This is a genomic window from Bacillus sp. FSL H8-0534, assembly GCF_038005885.1.
In the GTDB taxonomy this organism is placed as follows: Bacteria; Bacillota; Bacilli; order Bacillales; family Bacillaceae_G; genus Bacillus_A; species Bacillus_A pseudomycoides.
In genome coordinates, this window is record NZ_JBBOUC010000002.1 from 234,504 (window position 1) to 252,858 (window position 18,355).

14 protein-coding genes and 4 pseudogenes are annotated in these 18,355 nt (G+C 33.6%); 6 read left to right on the forward strand and 12 right to left on the reverse strand.

Going from position 1 to position 18,355, the window contains the following annotated elements:
* Positions 1 to 251 precede the first annotated feature (251 nt).
* Positions 252 to 1,460 (forward strand): MFS transporter, encoded by a 1,209-nt coding sequence (locus MHH71_RS28160; RefSeq protein ID WP_033799388.1) that lies wholly within the window; start codon positions 252 to 254, stop codon positions 1,458 to 1,460.
* 69 nt (positions 1,461 to 1,529) lie between these two features.
* On the opposite strand, the pseudogene MHH71_RS30745 reads toward MHH71_RS28160, so the two are convergent.
* Positions 1,530 to 1,613 (reverse strand): annotated as a pseudogene (locus tag MHH71_RS30745) (IS6 family transposase); the annotation flags it as partial.
* Positions 1,614 to 2,310: 697 nt separating this feature from the next.
* Between MHH71_RS30745 and MHH71_RS28165 the strand changes: the two are divergent.
* Complete coding sequence (locus MHH71_RS28165) at positions 2,311 to 3,696, forward strand: glycosyl hydrolase family 8 (protein WP_006097088.1); 1,386 nt, start codon at positions 2,311 to 2,313, stop codon at positions 3,694 to 3,696.
* Positions 3,697 to 3,894: 198 nt separating this feature from the next.
* Here the strand turns inward: MHH71_RS28165 and MHH71_RS28170 are convergent, their stop codons facing one another.
* The gene (locus MHH71_RS28170; RefSeq protein ID WP_340725671.1) at positions 3,895 to 4,878 is read right to left on the reverse strand and encodes a ribbon-helix-helix protein, CopG family; all 984 of its coding nucleotides are present in this window, start codon (positions 4,876 to 4,878) and stop codon (positions 3,895 to 3,897) included.
* Between the two features lie 353 nt (positions 4,879 to 5,231).
* Here MHH71_RS28170 and MHH71_RS28175 point away from each other — a divergent pair, with 353 nt between their 5' ends.
* Positions 5,232 to 6,392: a tyrosine-type recombinase/integrase gene (locus tag MHH71_RS28175; protein WP_033799759.1), complete on the forward strand. Its 1,161-nt coding sequence runs from the start codon at positions 5,232 to 5,234 to the stop codon at positions 6,390 to 6,392.
* An 85-nt stretch (positions 6,393 to 6,477) separates the two neighbouring features.
* Here MHH71_RS28175 and MHH71_RS28180 read toward each other — a convergent pair whose 3' ends face one another.
* Both MHH71_RS28180 and MHH71_RS28185 read right to left on the reverse strand, forming a co-directional pair.
* Positions 6,478 to 6,645 (reverse strand): hypothetical protein, encoded by a 168-nt coding sequence (locus tag MHH71_RS28180; RefSeq protein WP_006096994.1) that lies wholly within the window; start codon positions 6,643 to 6,645, stop codon positions 6,478 to 6,480.
* 225 nt (positions 6,646 to 6,870) lie between these two features.
* Positions 6,871 to 7,677: an alpha/beta fold hydrolase gene (locus MHH71_RS28185; RefSeq protein WP_006096993.1), complete on the reverse strand. Its 807-nt coding sequence runs from the start codon at positions 7,675 to 7,677 to the stop codon at positions 6,871 to 6,873.
* 121 nt (positions 7,678 to 7,798) lie between these two features.
* Here MHH71_RS28185 and MHH71_RS28190 point away from each other — a divergent pair, with 121 nt between their 5' ends.
* Positions 7,799 to 9,022: a helix-turn-helix domain-containing protein gene (locus MHH71_RS28190; protein ID WP_170959261.1), complete on the forward strand. Its 1,224-nt coding sequence runs from the start codon at positions 7,799 to 7,801 to the stop codon at positions 9,020 to 9,022.
* Positions 9,023 to 9,365: 343 nt separating this feature from the next.
* Here MHH71_RS28190 and MHH71_RS28195 read toward each other — a convergent pair.
* The 4 genes and pseudogenes from MHH71_RS28195 to MHH71_RS28210 form a co-directional block, all read right to left on the reverse strand.
* Positions 9,366 to 10,084, reverse strand: a pseudogene (locus MHH71_RS28195) (IS6 family transposase).
* 397 nt (positions 10,085 to 10,481) lie between these two features.
* A complete protein-coding gene (locus MHH71_RS28200; RefSeq protein WP_006097070.1) occupies positions 10,482 to 11,366 on the reverse strand; it encodes an Rpn family recombination-promoting nuclease/putative transposase in 885 nt (294 codons plus the stop codon).
* Between the two features lie 208 nt (positions 11,367 to 11,574).
* Positions 11,575 to 12,282: an IS6 family transposase gene (locus MHH71_RS28205; RefSeq protein ID WP_033799380.1), complete on the reverse strand. Its 708-nt coding sequence runs from the start codon at positions 12,280 to 12,282 to the stop codon at positions 11,575 to 11,577.
* 123 nt (positions 12,283 to 12,405) lie between these two features.
* Positions 12,406 to 13,005, reverse strand: a pseudogene (locus tag MHH71_RS28210) (N-acetylmuramoyl-L-alanine amidase); the annotation flags it as partial.
* Between MHH71_RS28210 and MHH71_RS30750 the strand changes: the two are divergent.
* On the forward strand, positions 12,916 to 13,107 hold the full coding sequence (locus tag MHH71_RS30750) for a zinc ribbon domain-containing protein (protein WP_438263647.1): 192 nt from the start codon (positions 12,916 to 12,918) through the stop codon (positions 13,105 to 13,107). The pseudogene MHH71_RS28210 and the gene MHH71_RS30750 overlap by 90 nt on opposite strands.
* Positions 13,108 to 13,323: 216 nt before the next feature.
* Here the strand turns inward: MHH71_RS30750 and MHH71_RS28220 are convergent, their stop codons facing one another.
* Positions 13,324 to 14,202 carry an Rpn family recombination-promoting nuclease/putative transposase gene (locus MHH71_RS28220; RefSeq protein WP_006097727.1) on the reverse strand — a complete coding sequence of 293 codons (879 nt, stop codon included), beginning with the start codon at positions 14,200 to 14,202 and terminating at the stop codon, positions 13,324 to 13,326.
* A 445-nt stretch (positions 14,203 to 14,647) separates the two neighbouring features.
* Here MHH71_RS28220 and MHH71_RS28225 point away from each other — a divergent pair, with 445 nt between their 5' ends.
* Positions 14,648 to 15,592 (forward strand): tyrosine-type recombinase/integrase, encoded by a 945-nt coding sequence (locus MHH71_RS28225; protein WP_006097725.1) that lies wholly within the window; start codon positions 14,648 to 14,650, stop codon positions 15,590 to 15,592.
* A 362-nt stretch (positions 15,593 to 15,954) separates the two neighbouring features.
* On the opposite strand, the gene MHH71_RS28230 is transcribed toward MHH71_RS28225, so the two are convergent.
* The 3 genes and pseudogenes from MHH71_RS28230 to MHH71_RS28240 all read right to left on the reverse strand — a co-directional run bounded on the left by MHH71_RS28230 (position 15,955) and on the right by MHH71_RS28240 (position 18,345).
* The gene (locus MHH71_RS28230) at positions 15,955 to 16,722 is read right to left on the reverse strand and encodes a delta endotoxin C-terminal domain-containing protein (RefSeq protein ID WP_078211897.1); all 768 of its coding nucleotides are present in this window, start codon (positions 16,720 to 16,722) and stop codon (positions 15,955 to 15,957) included.
* Between the two features lie 79 nt (positions 16,723 to 16,801).
* Positions 16,802 to 17,454, reverse strand: a pseudogene (locus tag MHH71_RS28235) (IS6 family transposase).
* Positions 17,455 to 17,688: 234 nt separating this feature from the next.
* The gene (locus MHH71_RS28240; protein ID WP_033799417.1) at positions 17,689 to 18,345 is read right to left on the reverse strand and encodes a GAP family protein; all 657 of its coding nucleotides are present in this window, start codon (positions 18,343 to 18,345) and stop codon (positions 17,689 to 17,691) included.
* Positions 18,346 to 18,355: the final 10 nt, after the last annotated feature.

Genomic DNA, 18,355 nt, shown 5'->3' on the forward strand with positions numbered 1-18,355 from the left:
ATAATATAATGTGAAATATCCGTACTACAAGTTAAATTAAGGTAAATTATGTTGAGAAAATAAAAAATACAAAATTTTTTAAAAAATCATAAAAAAAGGTAGTATAATTAAAAATTGTTAACATTAAAAATTTAAATTTTGAAATTTTAATTTTTTCTATATAATAATATTGGTAATATCTAGATATTAGAGGTTTATTATATGCAATTGATTTAAACAATAAATATATTATTAATAAGGAGGAGAAATAGTTGCTAAAACGTTTACTTTGGATAAGCTTCTTTTCGTACATGTTAATCGCTTTTACCTTAGTTATCATTGGTGCAATGCTACCTGAAATTCTAATTCACTATAAGCAAAATTATAGTAATGGTGGTTTACTCATCTTTGGTCAATTTGTTGGTTTTTTACTTGGTGTACTTAGCATGCCTATTCTAGTTAGAAAACTAGGACGTAAAAATGTAGTTCTCCTGGGTTTAATTATGATTAGTCTTGAGCTTTTTACATTTTTTCTACCAAATTGGTATTTTCTTTTTCCATTAGTCGGATTAGCAGGATATGGAGCTGGATTAGCGGAATCTTGTATTGGCACAATCATTTTAGTTACATTTCAAGAAAAACAAGCCACAGCAATGAGTAAACTAGAAGTTGCGTTTGGATTAGGTGCACTATTCATGCCACTTTTCTCCAGCGTACTTATAGGTAAGGGTATTTGGGAATATGCATTTTTGATATTAGGATTGAGCTCATTTTTAGTTATGCTCGGATGGAAGGTATTGTCTTTTGGCGAAGTCGATGAATTTCTTATAAAGAATACCAATACTAATACATCTGTTAATAAAACAACTGGTTCTTATACTAAAAAGACGTTTTTAATCATTACATTTTCTGCGATATATTTCTTCTGTTATGGTGGAAGCGAAGTATCTATTGTTCATTTTTTGCCTTCAATTTTCATGGAAGAGTGGGAAGTCCCTAATTCTCTTGCAACACTGACTGTAACTGTTTACTGGATGGCAATGGTAATAGGACGTGCGTTAACAGGTGTTATCTCTGAAAAGCTTACCTATAACACGTTTTTACTTTTAATTAATATTGGAGGCCTAGTTGTACTTATATTGCTAGCCATTAGTGGAAATGTTTGGTTGGGTTTCTTTCTATGCTTCTTTCTGGGGTTATTTATGGCAGCAATGTTTGCGATTGCCTTAATTATCACAAACCTATATTTTCCTGGACAAACAGAAAAGACAACCAGTATATTATTAGCTACCAACGGTCTTGGTGGCTCATTAATTCCAATTATTATAGGACAGAGTATGGATAAGTACCCTGCTCAAATTACTTTTTGGCTATTTGCCTGTATAATGTTAATAATGTTAATATTGATAATTGGAATTCAAATTTTGGGAAATGCTAGTTTATCAGTTATACGAGAACATGATAATAATCATAAAATTTAGATTTAGGGTTCTGATGCAAATATATGAAGAAGAACATGGATAATAGTAGATTTCTAGTGGAATCGTATTTTATACTATAAGTCCAAATACTTGGTGGATGAACTTTTTCTGGTTTTGGACAGACTGATTCTGTAAATCAATCTGTCCCATTTTTTTCTATATAACAAGATTTAAGTAGTCCAATATAAAAAACCATTATGCAAAAGGAAACACCTACGCAGAACCGTAGCTTAGGTGTTTCCTTTTTGTTTATAGAGCATGCTCGGTCAGTCATATTCCTATAAAGATAGTAAAAAACATAAAATCAGACATCTTTTGAAAAATATTAAAGACTATTTCAATAATCACCAAAAAACGGTACATTTTCTATATAAATACATTTTAAGAGGTGATTATATTGAAAAGTTCCTTTAGCTTATTATTGGCTGTTGTGGTGGCATGAATAATGGCATTGGGTGTAAGTGACTCAAATTTACATGCGGATTCTCCTCCCAAAGAAAAATTTCCGTAACAAATAGTATCAAAAAATCTTGGAAAGCAAACAACAGTAAATTTTGAGAGCTATATAAAATCACATCCCATTTTATCTAAAATTTCAACTCAATTGTATCTGCTAAGACACATAAATATGGTGATTTTACTTTCTTATATAAACTACTAAATCAGGAGTAATTGTATCCGCTCTGTACGAAAACTACCTAGAAATACAACTTATATATATCATTTGTAAAATGGAATTGAGCAAAGATGAAAAGTACATCAAAGTTGATGTATTAGTAAAGTAAATTTCATAGCATTATAGGATTGTTTCTGTACTTTACGAAAATTAATTTTTTAAAGGAGCCGAAAAATGAGCCGAAAAAGAAAGATATTCACTTTTATATCCGCATTTGGTATAGGTTTAGCAAGTTATACTAATTGTACTGCTGCAGAGGTTTTAGACAACACTTCATTAAGAAATACTGGAGACATAATAAATCCTTCTACTACATCAAACACTCTTCAAGTAGCAGCTGTTGCTAAAGAGATGAAACCCTTTCCACAGCAAGTAAACTACTCTGGTATTATTAAACCGAATCATGTTTCGCAAGAAAGTTTGAATACTTCAGTTAAAAATTATTATAATAATTGGAAAAATAAGTATCTAAAGAATGATCTTTCTTCACTTCCAGGTGGTTACTACGTCAAAGGAGAGATTACAGGAAATGCAGACGGCTTTAAACCGTTAGGAACTTCAGAAGGACAGGGTTATGGTATGATAATCACGGTTTTAATGGCAGGTTATGATTCAAACGCCCAAACTATTTATAATGGCTTATTTAAAACAGCGAGAGCTTTTAAAAGTTCCGAAAATCCCAATTTAATGGGTTGGGTTGTAGCCGATAGTAAAAAAGCTCAAGGGCATTTTGATTCTGCGACAGATGGGGATTTAGACATTGCTTACTCACTTCTTCTTGCTCATAAGCAATGGGGGTCAAATGGCACAATCAACTATTTGAAAGAAGCTCAAAATATGATTACAAAAGGTATTAAGGCTAGTAATGTGACCCAAAATAATAGTTTGAATTTAGGTGATTGGGGTTCAAAGAGTACATTTGATACTAGACCCTCCGATTGGATGATGTCTCATTTAAGAGCTTTCTACGAATTTACAGGAGATAAAACTTGGCTTAATGTTATTGATAATCTCTACAATACTTATTCACAGTTTACAAATAAATACTCGCCAACTACAGGATTGATTTCTGATTTTGTTGTGAAAAATCCACCACAGCCTGCGCCTAAAGACTTTTTAGATGAATCAAAACATACCGATGCATACTACTATAATGCGAGTCGTGTACCACTCCGAATTGTTATGGATTATGCAATGTATGGAGAAAAGAGAAGTAAGGTGATTTCTGATAAGGTCGCTACGTGGATTAAAAATAAAACAAAAGGTAACCCATCTAAAATTGTGGACGGTTATGAACTAAATGGAACAAACATTGGTGATTATCCAACAGCTGTGTTCGTTTCACCATTTATTGCTGCCGGTACAACTAACAGTAATAATCAAGCGTGGGTTAATAACGGATGGGATTGGATGAAGAATAAAAAAGAAAGCTATTTTAGTGACAGTTATAATTTATTGACCATGTTATTCATAACTGGTAATTGGTGGAAACCGACATCCGATGAAAAAAACATACAAAATCCAACAAAGTCAGAAATTCAGTCTGAATATAAGGAATAGAATCCATATGCAGTATTTGAACTACTCCCACTTCTATAATTGGGAGTAGTTCTATGAATACTGAAAACCTGCTTTGGTACAAAAACTCTAAAACTTTTGCAAGTAAATCTCCTAAACTTGGACATACTGATAGTAGGACTCTAGAAAAAGATGTGTGATCAGCATAGAAAAAGGAAAAATTGTTCAAATGGAACCTTTTTATTTTTGATTAAGTAAGTGCAGATTAATTCTATCTCGAATTGCTTCTTTAATAAATTCTTCGATGGAACTGTTTGTTTCTTCTACAATTTTTGTTATGGATTTATACTCGTTACTTGTGAGAGTTACCGGTTTTGTTACGGCATTACTATCTAAATACACACTATTATTAACGCGTTGTATCAGTTTTCCTTCTATTATATAGGGTGCCAAACTGGCCATCCATTCGGTCTGCATTCCAGATGGTAATGATACTAGAGATTGACGAATATCAAAATACCAAAATTCATCTTCTATTGATATTTTTAAGTTTCTCGGTGACACATACTGTAATATGAGATCAGTAAATCGAAAAATATCACTTCGTAATTGATCAGTTTTAGGGAAGCGGAATTTCACAAATCTTTGATGATGACTTCGCGGTTGATCAGATAAAACATAGGCAGGCTCATATCCTACTTTTATTGCATCCCCTAATGTTATGTCATTCCCAAATTCATCACGAAGTATTATATCTCCACGTTTTGGAATCGAGATAATACGTGCTAACGTATTCCCTTTCATAAACCTTTGTAATAATACTACATTATGCTTTTGTGAGTATGTATAGATCGTATTTTTCCGCTCTATTTGTTGTACTAATTCACGGATGTCATCTTCTTTTACAAATTTTGTTTTACGATTACGATGCTCCTGTATAGTACAAGCTAACTCTCCCTCTTCTATCCATTTTTCGAGTTGATACATACTGATATGATACGCTTTGCTTGCTTGATATAAAGTAATTCCTTCTACCTCAAGTTCTCCTTTTAATTTCTCTACCTCTTCCCTGTTAAATAAAAAACTTCCATCTAAACGCCATGTATCCTTATTAATTGGATTTAGTTGTCCCTGTTTCATTAAATTATTAAATGTGAAGTGACTAATATCTAAGTACTCTTTTACCTCATTCGTGGTCATATTTATTTCATATGTACTAAGCATTTACGTTCCCCCTAAGATTCCATTTATATATATAAGAAATAATATTATTATGTAAATTATAATTTATAAAATAGGTAATTTTAATTTATTATAACATAAATAAAAAGTAAACTATTTAAATTGATATCTAATAACGAGATATAATTTATAATTAAATTCATTTTTACTATAGTTAAAAACGAATAAACAAGAATGAATAAAAGTAAACAAATAACAACCATAGAAAATGTGCAATTTTCTATGGTTGTTATTTGTTACTAATAATTAAAGTTTAATTTCTTTATACAACTAGTTTTACATGTATATAGGTTATAATAATGATAGAGTGTAATTCCTTTAGGAGTTGATATATGATGAAATTTGAAATGAAGACACTAAATAAGGATAGTTCTTTAGAAATTATTGGAAAACAAAAATATGAATTCGCAAATATAATTGCAATTTGGAATGAAGATATTCTAAAACAAGCGGAGCAAAGAAAAGAAAACAATGAACGAGAAGATAAACAAACGTATGATGGTTTTTCTGATGAGGAGATACTGTACTACTATTTAAACCGACAAACTCATTTTGATAAGGAAAAACGGATAAAGGATAATTCACGTGTTTTATATGCACGTGATCTAAGTCAATTCTATTTTTTTATTAAACAAAGCACAGAGTATCTGCAGCAAGATGTAAAAGATTATGAAGATGGTCGTGTATGGAGGAATCTACGAAAACGTCATATCCGTAACTATCAAAGGTGGTTGTCAGAAGAGGCAGTTTCCTATCAATCCAGGGAGAAATACAAACCATCCACAATAAGTAGAAAGCTAGGTGTAATTCGATCCTATTTAAAATGGCTATATGAAATCGGATATATTCAGGAGCCACTTCATGTAGAAGTATTGAGTACCACAGTAGGCAAGCATCATAAACCAAAGAGGGATTTATCCTATGAAGAAGTAAAGCAGTTACTTCGTTATTATCAGGATAACGAGATTAATTATGCTTTATTATCTATTCTTGCGACAACGGGGCTACGTGTCGCGGAAGTTGCTCATGCGAAGTGGGAAAACCTTGAATTTGATTCAATACGTGATCGGTATTACTTGACTGTAGATACAAAGGGTAATGGTGAAAGAATTGTTTCTATTAATAAAGAGATTTTTCATCGTATTGTTGCCTTTCGTATACGCCGACGACTTCCTATTAATATAGGTAATAAAAATGGTGGTACCATCTTTCAAACTAAAAATCATACAGCATATCGAGAAAATTATTTATCTCAGTACATTACAAAGATTATTAAGGATACGGAGCTACCGTTTACGAAAGATATTAGAATAACGCCTCACTTCTTTAGACACTTTTATGTACAGTACTTGTACGATTACAAAGAGTTACCACCACATCTTATCGCAGCCGCAGTAGGTCATAAAGATGATAGAACGACAAAAGAAAATTATTTAAAGCAACGTTTAATCAAGGATAAGGATGCGGGGAATTTAATTGGTGAAGATGAATTTTAATATGTAATTAATACATAATAAATTCAAAAAAGGAAAGGTGAAACCAATATTGGTTTCACCTTTCCTTTTGAATTGTTTTAAATATTTATACTGCATAGACTTCAATTTTTGTAGGATTAGAAAAGCGACGTTCTAATTCTTTTTTAATTTTTTCAATAGCAAAGAACGCAGAAGATGCATATACAGTGATTACTTTTTTTATTAAAGTATTACCCGTTATTAAAATGTATCTTATTGAATATGATGAAATCATACTCTCACCCTTTCACATATCTATTGTATTTAATATATATGCTGACAGATGTAGATATATTCTCAAAAGATATAAGGGAAGTAGACAAGTGGTATGAAAGGATTTTTTTGCACCAGAACCATCCTTTCTGTATATTTCTACAAAAAGAATAACGCTTATGGGTATAAATTCATCTTAGGTTGATAGTAATGTGGCGATACCCCAATTTTGAGTTATAACAAATTATTACAGAGTGGAGTGTTTATTTTTATTTTTATTTTTTACCATATCTAATATATCCCTTATTACACCAACAACAACTTGAGGTTGATCAATATGTATTGCGTGTCCAGCATCTTCAACAACAATATGTTTTTTATTAGTCGACAAGTTAGCAAGCTCTCCCTGGAATTTCATCCAAGTAGCCATAGACTCCACTGTATGAAAAGGCTGCAGCCCCCCTGTTACAACAATGAGTGGAATGTTTCCAAGTGATTTAGAAGTACGAATTTGTTCTAAGCTTTCTTCCACTTCATTAAGAGAACCTTCCAAAGTAAATTGATTATAATAAGCCGCCTGAACTTCTTTTGTAAATAAAGAGGGCAATATTCTGTTTTGATCCTCGTGAGTTGAGTCTAAGAGAACGACTCCTACTACTTCCTCTGGATATGTGCTTGCAAATAATCTTGTATTTAACCCTCCAAATGAGTGTCCGACTAATACATATGGAGGTTTTATACCTGCTTTATTAAGTAATATACGTAGATTTTCGACACTTTGCTGACTATGGCGAGGTCTTTCATTCATTTCACTTTTTCCAATACCAGCTCTATCATAAATAAACATTTTTGAGAACTTTGAAATGTCATCTTTAATAGGATTCCAGCTTTCTAAAGTGGCTCCATATCCAGCATCAAAAACTAGGGTTGGACCTTCATTATTTCCCCCTAACAATTCATAGTATAATTCAATACCACCTATATCTAATTTTTGTCCTGTTTCATTCGCAATAAATTCACTCATATCCAATTCTCCCTTTTTCTTTTTATCCATTGAAAATTCCAATTAAACAAGTTCAATTTAATTGAACTTATCGTAACATGGACTGATTTTCTTTTCAATCTAAAGTTTAATATAATTGAACTAGTAGACTGAATTACAAAGGATGTTGAAAATGAATGAGCTAGGAAAACGAATAAATAAATTAAGAGTAGAAAAAGGTATGACACTTGTAGAGTTAGCTGGTAATAAAATGTCAAAAGGGATGTTGAGCATGATTGAAAATGGGCATTCGAACCCTTCGATGGATAGTTTGAAATTTATCGCGCACCAGTTGGGCTGCGATCCTCAATATTTATTAGGGAGCTCTACATCCGATGAGCTAAAGCACTTATTTAATAAAGTAGAGGAAGCGTTTGAAAAAAATAATGATGAACAGATAATTAATTTGACACAAGACATGTTGGACCAACAGTTTCCCATTTCATTTGAATCTGCTAGGATATTAGAGATTTCTGGAAGGGTAGTTATGAAGTCCGAGCAAAAACGTGGAGAGATATTGATAGAACGAGCAGTAGCAATCTATGAGCGGTTATCCCTTTATAGCCACTGCGTGGCTGCTAAAGTATATATGGTAGAATACCGTGCAAAAGAGGGTAATTACCATGATGCACTGATAATGTTACGAAATATAAGAAAAGAGTATCATGAAAAAGCAACAGTGATTGATATGGTCGTTGAAATAGAAGCGAATTACATTGAAATGGTCTTACACTTCGGGATAGGTGACTATAAATCAGGAAAGAGTAAGCTTAATCAATTAATTGAACTATCTAAGAGGAAAATGGTCTTTTATAAGATGGATAATATCTTCCGAATTGCAGCGTTTCAAGCCCTTCTTCATAACAATGAAAATGATTATGCTTATTTTATCGAGAAGTCAGAACAGTTTGCTGTTTTTAGTGAAAATGATGAATCTCTAGCTTTTACACTGTTACTTCAAGCACATTATCATAATCAAACATCAGAGGATTATGAACAGGCCCTTTATTACTTAGATAGGTTTGCTACCCTAGTAAAGGGGAACCTCGGAAGTGACTATTATTATCTTGAAAAAGGTAAAGTATTATTAGGAAAAGGACATGTAAAAGAAGCACTTGAAACATTTGAGCAATTTAAGATGCCAAATACGACTATTTACCCACTTGAATTATGTATTCTCTACACTGCAGATGCATATAGAGCAAATTGTCTTTTACAACTAGGAAGAATAGAGGAAGCACTTATCTATGCGCAGAGAGCAGCTAGTAAAATAGATTCGCTACCTCAAACGCCTTATCAAGGTTTTATAAGAAACACCTTAGAGTTAGTGAATAAAACCTATAATAAAAATGAATAGTTTATAGAGAATAAAGAAAAGAATGTCAATTTAAGAAAAGCAACTAGCCCAAAACAATAAAATTAACATTTCTATATCGAGAATGAACAAGTTTTTTGTTTTGGGGGTTATCTATTTTCTTAAGTTGACGAGCATGGGGATGATTCATACATACAAGGTTAAAAAGTACGCGTATCAAATAAACCCTGACTTCATAAACGGGCGCAATTGTATAGAAACACGGGCAGAAAATGATCAAACTTTTTTATAAAAACTGTACACACAATTCAAAAGAAAGAGGGTTCTGGTGCAAATACTTAGGAAAGATATAAAGAGGCGAAAAGTTTCCTAGTGGGATCTAGTCTTAAGCAGCAATTCCAAATAGTTGATGGATGAACTTCACTTGATTTTGGACAGACTCGTCCAGTAAAACAAGTTGCCTTTTTTTTTACCATATGCATAGCTTCTATTCCAGAAATAATGGATGTAGCTGTGCGAAAGGTTTTCAATCCTAACATCGAACGAACTTGCTTTTTAATAAACCGATGATCTTGTTCCACTATGTTATTGAGATATTTCACTTGCCTTAGTTGGATGCCTAATGGCATCTTTTTTTCTTTTCTTTTCTTTTCTTAATTCTTCAACTGCTATAGGATAAGCTAGATTCTTATCGACTGTCACGACACGAGGCTCAGAAATATGAAAAGACTGCAAAGCTTTCTTGAAGAATTGCTTTGCAGCCTTGTGGTTTCTTACTTAGCTTAGGTAAAAATCGATGGTATTTCCTTTCGAATCGACAGCACGATACAGGTATATCCATTGACTTTTTACTTTGATATATGTTTCATCGGCTCTCCAAGAGTCATTGGTTTGCTTGAGATGACGACGGATTCTTTTGTCTAATTCAGGACCATACTGATGAACCCAACGCATAATCGTTGTATGAGCAACGGATAAGCCCCGTTCCTCCATCATTTCCACCAAATCACGAAAGTTCAAGTTGTATCGTAGGTACCATCTTACTGTTTGCAAAATAATATCATGATGATAATGCTTCCACTTGAATAAATTTCGCTTTTCCATACTGATCACGCACCTTTTTAGAGTAATAGTATCAGTATGTCCAAGATTTAGAGATTACTTGCAATTATCTTGAAGTTTTTGCACCAGAACCTATTATCTTAACAAAGAAAATTAAAAAACGAATTTAAAAGGGTCCTTATGTTGAATACATGTACTCAACGTAAGGGCGGATTATGTAAAATGACAATAAAGTTATTTAATTAGCAAGTAAAAAGTGATATTGTGAGCAGAATGAAAAATATCAAAAAGTTGATTTAGAAAAAGCACTGCCAAAATCTTCAGCAATGCTTTTCGATTAGACGTACTACGATAATGAGCGTCTACTATCTTCTATACGTTTGCTCATGAATAGAATACAAATTTGTATTTAAAATAAGTTCTGTGTGTGTTTATATATTTACTTTAATTTCAAGATACGTTCTACTTCCTCCACACTTAACTTACTTGCTTTTGCAATAGTTTCAAGCGGTACACCAATTTCATGCATCCCTCGAATCATTTGCATCTTACCTTGCTCAATGCCTTTTTCCATACCCTCTTGTTCTGCATGTGCAAGCTTCGCTTGTTCATCAAGTAAAAGCTTTTCACGAGCTTCATATGCAATTCGGAAAGAAGAATCATGACTCATATTTTCCCATTTATCCATCGCTTTTTGTAAGATTGGATCTTGATTCATAGCAATCTCCTCCAGTGTTTGAGTTAAATGTTCATCTTCATGTGCCGGTAATAATAACATCCAACGAACAAATGCATTTTCCCATGGGTTCACTTTTTCTTCGCGCCACTGTTTAACTAGCTTTGGGATCTCTACAAAATGGATTTCCATATCATCACTCAATACTTGATGTGTCCTTGTATTCCAGAGTTTCCCTGTTGTATGAAATGCTTCATCACTAGAAAATAACTTGAAATCTAATAGGTTAATGGTTATTGTTTTTCGAAGCGAACGATACGGCATGCCTTCTTGCATTTGAGAGGTATATAATTTAGACCAATAATAGAGGGAACGTTTAATCATATCATGTGTATTGCGAATCTGTATCTCTACATTTATTTGTGTCCCATTATCAAGAGTTGCGAGTAAATCTAAAATGGATAATTTATCGTCTTCATATGATTTGTGGAGATGTGTGTCTTCCAATTGTAAAGACACAATCGGCACATCTAAAGATTCTTCTAAAATGGCATTAAGAAAGCCCGTGAGAATATCTTCACTTCCTTTTGTACCAAATAATTGTTTAAACGCAAAATCAATTCGTAAATTTACTAACTTATTGGACATGGATTTCTTCTCCCTGTCGTTTCTTTTTCTTAGTATTATTGTACAAGATAAATCGATTTGTATGCAAATCCCGTTTCTGTTGCAAAGTAAAACATAGAGAATCTAGGGTTGCATCGTTAAATGGTTATGCAACCATTAATAATTCCGGTTCTGGTGCAAAAACCATTTGATAGAGATATAGAACCTACATGGCCTATTCAATGACAGATTATGATGCAATTCCAAATAACTTATGTATGAACCCAACTTCATTTTGAGCAGACTTCACCTGTAGGTTAAGTTGTCCTTTTTTCATCATATGCATGGCTTCAACGCCGCTCAATATAGAAGTGGCTGTTTCATACGACTTGAATCCTAACATAGAACGTACACGTTTCTCAATGAAACGGTGATCCTGTTCCACTATATTATTGAGATATTTAACTTGCCTTATTTGTATGCCTTCAGGCATATGTTTCTCTTCTTTTAACTCTTGAATCGCTACGGGATAGGCCGGGTTCTTGTCTACGGTTATCACACGAGGCTTAGAAACGTGCGAAAAAGCCAAGGCTTTCTTAAAAAAGCGCTTGGCTGCTTGTTTATTTCTTGCTTTACTTAGATAAAAATCAATGGTATTCCCTTCTGAATCAACGGCCCGATACAGATATATCCATTGACCTTTGACTTTCACATAGGTTTCATCGACTCTCCAGGAATCATTGGTTGTCTTAAGATAACGTCGTACTCGTTCATCTAATTCGGGTCCATATTGATGAACCCAACGCATAATAGTTGTATGAGCCATAGATAGTCCACGTTCTTCCATCATTTCGACTAAATCACGAAAACTGAGGTTATACCGTAGGTACCATCTCACAGTTAATAAAATCATATCAGGTTGATAATGCTTCCATTTGAACAAATTTTCCTTTTTCATACCGATCACACACCTTTTTTAGAGTAATAGTATCAGTATGTCCAAGTTTAAGAGATTCTTTGCACCAAAACCTACGAGCGTGTATTGATTTTTATTTCCCCAAAATAATTACATGAAAATCTATTATTTCGAACTATCCCATGACCCATCTGAGTTAAAATAATACCACTTGCCATCAATTTGTTGCCAGCCTGTTATAATGTCGTCTGTTGGTTGAGAAAGGTTATTATAATACCCCTCAACACCATTTACGAATGAATCCCATAGTCCATTATTAATCATGTTAGCAGGACAGTTTTTACCACTCCATCTTTGGTGTTTTACGATATTATTTAACGGTACACCCGTTTCTTTCATTAAATAAGCTACAAGTTTCTTAGCGTTATTTACTGCTTTACTGTAGTTACCGTCTCTGTTAACTGCGATTTCAATTGCAATAGATTGTCTATTACCTGGACCATCACCGTCTCCTGCGTGCCACCCGTTCTCGTTTAATGGTAAGTGTTGATAAATCTCTTTATCGTCTACTGTAAAGTGCCATGATGCAGTTCGGTCTGTGTTCCCTACTGCTTGGTTATATAGATATTGAGCGTGGTTTCTAGCACCTGCTCCTACACTTGTATTATCAGTCTCATGAATTGTAATATACTTTGGACTCATGTAGTTTTGAGGACGAATATTATCGTTACCTACTGGAACAATCCATTCAGTGAATGGGATTGCCCTTCTTGTGGCACACATCACGATAGAGATCGGAATGCAGCACTCAATCTTAGAAACGAAGCAATTCGTATCTTAACCGTAGGAACTACGGGGATAGCCTAATTCATTAGAGTTCGATAGAACTCTGTACCTAGGAATCTCCCACTTCAAACAGTCCGTGAGGACGTTAAGTGGTGAGTAGTTCAAACGGATCCAATTGAATTAAAGAAAAGCGATTGGATGGAAGAATAGAGCACAGACAATACAGAGTACAAGAATGCGAGTGCAATAATCAAAAGCTTTGCGAGATCTTTCGCAAAGCTTTTATAATGATACATATTATAATAGTATTTTTTGTATTTCTTCTGTGCTTAGACCAGTAAATTTTGCAATATCTTCTAACGACATTCCATTTTTATGCATACCACGAATTAATTGTGCACGCTCAGCTAATTTACCTTCCTCTTTACCTTCCTCATGAGCATGAGCTATTTTAGCTTGTTCATCTAGAAGTACTTTCTCACGAGCTTCATAAGCTGTTCGGAAAGAAGAATCATGGCTCATATTTTCCCATTTATTCATTGCCTTTTGTAAAATTGGATCTTGATTCATCGCAATTTCCTCCAATGTCTGAGTTAAGTGTTCATCTTCATGGGCTGGTAGCAATAACATCCAACGGACAAATGTATTTTCCCATGGATTTACTTTTTCTTCACGCCATTGTTTCACTAATTTTGGGATCTCTACAAAATGGATTTCAATATCGTCACTTAAAACCTGTTGTGTTTTCGAATTCCATAATTGTCCGATGGTGTGAAATGAGTCTTCATAAGAAAATAATGTGAAATCTAATAAGTTAATGGTAATTGTTTTCCGAAGTGAACGATATGGCATACCTTCTTGCATTTGGGATGTATAGAGCTTACTCCAATAGTATAAAGAGCGTTTTACCATATCATGTGTATTTCGGAGTTGAATCTCAATATTCACTTGCGTTCCATTGTCGAGTGTTGCTAATAAGTCTAGTATGGATAACTTATCATCTTCATAAGACTTATGGAGATGTGGGTCTTCCAATTGTAGTGATGAAATAGGTGTATCTAAAGATTCTTCTAAGATAGCGTTTAAAAATCCAATTAAGATTTCTTCATTCCCCTTTGTTCCAAATAACTGTTTAAAAGCAAAATCAATTCGTAAATTTACTAATTTTGTGGACATGGGTTTCCTCTCCCTGTCTTTCTATTCTTAAATATATTTTATAAGATAGTCCCTTACATATGCAAATGCTTCTGTATTTCAAGTTTACATCTGTCTATAAATGTATACTTTTATAGACAATCCAAAGGCTCTCCACATCTTTGAATACATAGTAATAAAAAGTGAATCAAAAGGTGTACCTTTTGATACTGCACAAACAAATTAGTAATAAATTTCTCAATATAGATATTGTCACTATTTTTAGCTATAATATTCAAAATTAACAGTTAATGTAATATGATAAAAAAGTGATGGTTATCCCCTATTTGTTTCTCCTTATGCCATAGATAAGACCGAGTTTCTGGTCTTATCTTTTTTATTTATATATTTTCTTTGGAGATGAATGGGTAAGTGGAATATGTGTAAAATTTGATATACTAAAAGAAAAAATTAGGATGATAAGGCTATGCCAACAAAAGAATTCCAAGACACAGTACAGCATTTTGCTTCTTTCTTATTAGATAAAGGAAGAAAACCTTCCACAATTAAACGATATGTTTATGATATCGAAGATTTTGGTCAGTGGTTGCAAAAATCTAAAAAACTTCCTACATGCAATATATGGACGAGACTTGATACAAAGGATTATGATGAGTATTTCTATGATTTAAAACAGCAACGACAGTACTCTGAAAAAACAATACATCGTGTCTATATTGTCTTAAATAGACTATATCAGTATTTGCAACTGCCAAATCCGTTAGAAGACATGCAACTTATTATTCAACCGAACCGTGCGCTACGTGATGAAGATTTTATTATAATAGAGGAAGAGAAAATGTTAAAGTCCATTTTAGCTTCATTAAAAGGATTAACAGAAAAACAACGTTCCGTTCGTCCATTGCTTATGGATCGTAACATTTCTATTGTCCATTTGCTCATTCATAATGGATTATCCTTACAAGAACTTGTCGGTTTACAGATGAAGCACGTCCATTTTGAAAATAATAAGATCTCAGTACCAGGAATAGTGGGTATAGAAAGAACGATTCTTTTGACTGAAGACGATAAAAAGCGATTATTTAGCTATTATAAAACCCTCCCTGAACCAGTTCGTCCAAGATATCATAGCAATGATCCACTGTTCGTAGCCTTCGATTTTACTCGGAAAACTTATCATTGGTCATATGAAAATAATGCACCCAAAGCTCTAACAGAGATTGCCGTTCAAAAGATGCTTCGACTTGAAGTTGCAAGGGCAAATTTAAGAAAAGGAATTTCAGCACAACACTTGCGTAATACCTTCATTTTAAGGTTAATAAAACATCAAATTTCAGAGGATGAAATTATAAAACAAGTAGGGTTTAAATCTAAGCTTTCGTTAAAAAGATATTATGATTACATCGATTAAAAATAACGGGGGAAGATAGTGTGGAGAGAAATAAAAAAAGAGCAACAGTACATAAGAGTGTATACATTAAGGGATAGAAGTACAAAATCCATTAAAGTTGAATCTTGGCGAACGTTTAAAGAGGAAATGAGAGTTCTATGTCAAAATGAATCCGACATTTTTCAAATAGGGGTACGGCAACGATTAAAAGAATAACCCGTCACATCTGAAAATTCTTCCATTTAAGTAAGGAACTTATCAGAAAATATGGTAGGTTCCTGTTTTATTACTATAGTATTAAAACATCTCATAAAATTAGCAAATAAATAACCGACTCCTTAACATGCAAGGAATCGGTTAAATTTTGTCTAAACATACTATTATTATTCAGAAACTGGGATAAGTTCAGTTTTGTCAATATACAGTTTACAATGTGGGCAGTGTAACATGTTTACTGCAGTTATCTCTATAAGAAATTTAGGTACTAAGGGTGATATTAATCCATCAAATTCAGCATATTGAAAATTTTCAAACGTCAACTTTTCTTCAGAATTCTTTGTCTTTGTAATCTTTGCGAAGGCCCTTTGACCAAAAAACTCATCAGGTGACTGTTTTACTTCCATAAACAATTCGCCACTTCCCTCTGATGCATATCGAACTCTAACACGATATTTTTGAGATAATTCATTTTCTGCTGCCGTGGCATAAAGATAAACTAATTGTTCTGTACGCTCAAAATTATGCAGAACTACTACATCTCCACCTGTATATCCGGAACCCTCTACAATACTTACACCTAATCCAGTTACATAATCTTGGAGACTTTTTACGGCTGGAATTTGTGTAATCTTTTTGGAATCAATAAAGTTATAGAAATCTACACTCCGATGTGTCCAAACAAATACAGGTAAGTAGCCAGACTGAATGCTATAACTACCTACGTTCCAAAAAGGGTAAGTAGTTATATGAGCTAACCTATGATTATATGCTTGATAATTTGGTTGATCAATTGTTTCTTGTGGTAATTCATTTTCTGAATCATAATTTTGTATGTTTGATGGAATAGCTGTATGTGTTTTTGAATAAGAATAAGTTGTTGTAGTTTGGCTATCCCTTTTAACGGTTCCGGTGCAAATACTTAGGAAAGATATAAAGAGGCCAGAAGTTTCCTAGTGGAATCTAGTTTTAAGCAGCAATTCCAAATAGTTGATGGATAAACTTCACTTGATTTTAGACAGATTTGTCCAGTAAAACAAGTTGCCCTTTTTTTACCATATGCATAGCTTCTATTCCAGAAATAATGGATGTAGCTGTGCGAAAGGATTTCAATCCTAACATCGAACGAACTCGCTTTTTAATCAACCGATGATCTTGTTCCACTATGTTATTGAGATATTTCACTTGCCTTAGTTGGATGCCTAATGGCATCTTTTTTTCTTTTCTCAATTCTTCAACTGCTATAGGATAAGCTGGATTCTTATCGACTGTCACGACACGAGGCTCAGAAATATGAAAAGACTGCAAAGATTTCCTGAAGAATCGCTTTGCAGCCTTGTGGTTTCTTGCTTTGCTTAGGTAAAAACCGATGATATTTCCTTTCGAATCGACAGCACGATACAGGTACATCCATTGACTTTTTACTTTTCATCGACTCTCCAAGAGTCATTGATTTGCTTGAGATGACGACGGATTCTTTTGTCTAATTCAGGACCATACTGATGAACCCAACGCATAATCGTTGTATGAGCAACGGATAAGCCCCGTTCCTCCATCATTTCCACCAAATCACGAAAGTTCAAGTTGTACCGTAGGTACCATCTTACTGTTTGCAACATAATATCATGATGATAATGCTTCCACTTGAATAAATTTCGCTTTTCCATACTGATCACTGTAGCTTTGAAATAAAGTTTGATCAAAAATGCCTCATAAACCCCTATTTTACGATAAATCAATAAAATCCATTTTGAAAAAAGTTTGATCAAAATGGATTCTTCATCAGCAGAATTAAAATTGGTCTTTATAAAAAGGTTTAATCATTTTTTGCCTTTGTTATTCAAAAATCGTACCCGATTGTTGAATAATTCTACTTTTATCTAATACTCTGGTCAAACATCCTACAAATAATCCAGGCTATTAAAAATCAGGATGAGTCCAACTATACACATAATCCACGAAAGAGTCGATCCTGTATTATTAGCGATTTTCACTCGAAGCTTCTCGAGAGATGTTTGCATCCACCGCCCAAACAGGAGATAGAAAAGAAACAGCACGAGGGAAGGCAACACCATGATAAAGTTGTATCCAGCTAAAATAGAAGACCATTCCACCCACGATAGATTAGAAGTAGTCATTATGCCAATTGCTGCAAAATAAGGAAATGCAGTACCTACTTCAATTAATGAAGTAGTGAATCCCAGAGCAACCATTGAAAGAATGCTTTTTGATTTTGGTGCAGGTAGGTCTGAACTTTTCTTTGTTGGAACATAAAAACTTGCTATGAACAATATCACCCCAATAATAAAGAACGTCCAGCTTACGATTCGATTTTGAAATACGCCAGAAATAATCTCAAGCAAGAAATCTAATCCTAACATGAGTGAAACTCCAACAGCAAAATAAAATCCTGCTATCGTCAATAAATAAACCAATAAACGTTTGGTAAGTCTCTCTTTATCTGTTAAAAGCAAATATACTGTTACCCCTAATGTGGCAGGGCTTAGCGTGTCCAATAGGGCCAATCCCCCTATTAGGAGAAGTAGTTCTGTACTCATCATTCTTTCC

Bases quoted from the DNA above. Each gene is read 5' to 3' on its own strand.
- MHH71_RS28165 (WP_006097088.1), top strand. From the start codon at position 2,311: ATGAGCCGAAAAAGAAAGATATTCACTTTTATATCCGCATTTGGTATA.
- MHH71_RS28170 (WP_340725671.1), bottom strand. From the start codon at position 4,878: ATGCTTAGTACATATGAAATAAATATGACCACGAATGAGGTAAAAGAG.
- MHH71_RS28175 (WP_033799759.1), top strand. From the start codon at position 5,232: ATGAAATTTGAAATGAAGACACTAAATAAGGATAGTTCTTTAGAAATT.
- MHH71_RS28180 (WP_006096994.1), bottom strand. From the start codon at position 6,645: ATGATTTCATCATATTCAATAAGATACATTTTAATAACGGGTAATACT.
- MHH71_RS28185 (WP_006096993.1), bottom strand. From the start codon at position 7,677: ATGGATAAAAAGAAAAAGGGAGAATTGGATATGAGTGAATTTATTGCG.
- MHH71_RS28190 (WP_170959261.1), top strand. From the start codon at position 7,799: ATGAATGAGCTAGGAAAACGAATAAATAAATTAAGAGTAGAAAAAGGT.
- MHH71_RS28200 (WP_006097070.1), bottom strand. From the start codon at position 11,366: ATGTCCAATAAGTTAGTAAATTTACGAATTGATTTTGCGTTTAAACAA.
- MHH71_RS28205 (WP_033799380.1), bottom strand. From the start codon at position 12,282: ATGAAAAAGGAAAATTTGTTCAAATGGAAGCATTATCAACCTGATATG.
- MHH71_RS30750 (WP_438263647.1), top strand. From the start codon at position 12,916: ATGAATTGTAATATACTTTGGACTCATGTAGTTTTGAGGACGAATATT.
- MHH71_RS28220 (WP_006097727.1), bottom strand. From the start codon at position 14,202: ATGTCCACAAAATTAGTAAATTTACGAATTGATTTTGCTTTTAAACAG.
- MHH71_RS28225 (WP_006097725.1), top strand. From the start codon at position 14,648: ATGCCAACAAAAGAATTCCAAGACACAGTACAGCATTTTGCTTCTTTC.
- MHH71_RS28240 (WP_033799417.1), bottom strand. From the start codon at position 18,345: ATGAGTACAGAACTACTTCTCCTAATAGGGGGATTGGCCCTATTGGAC.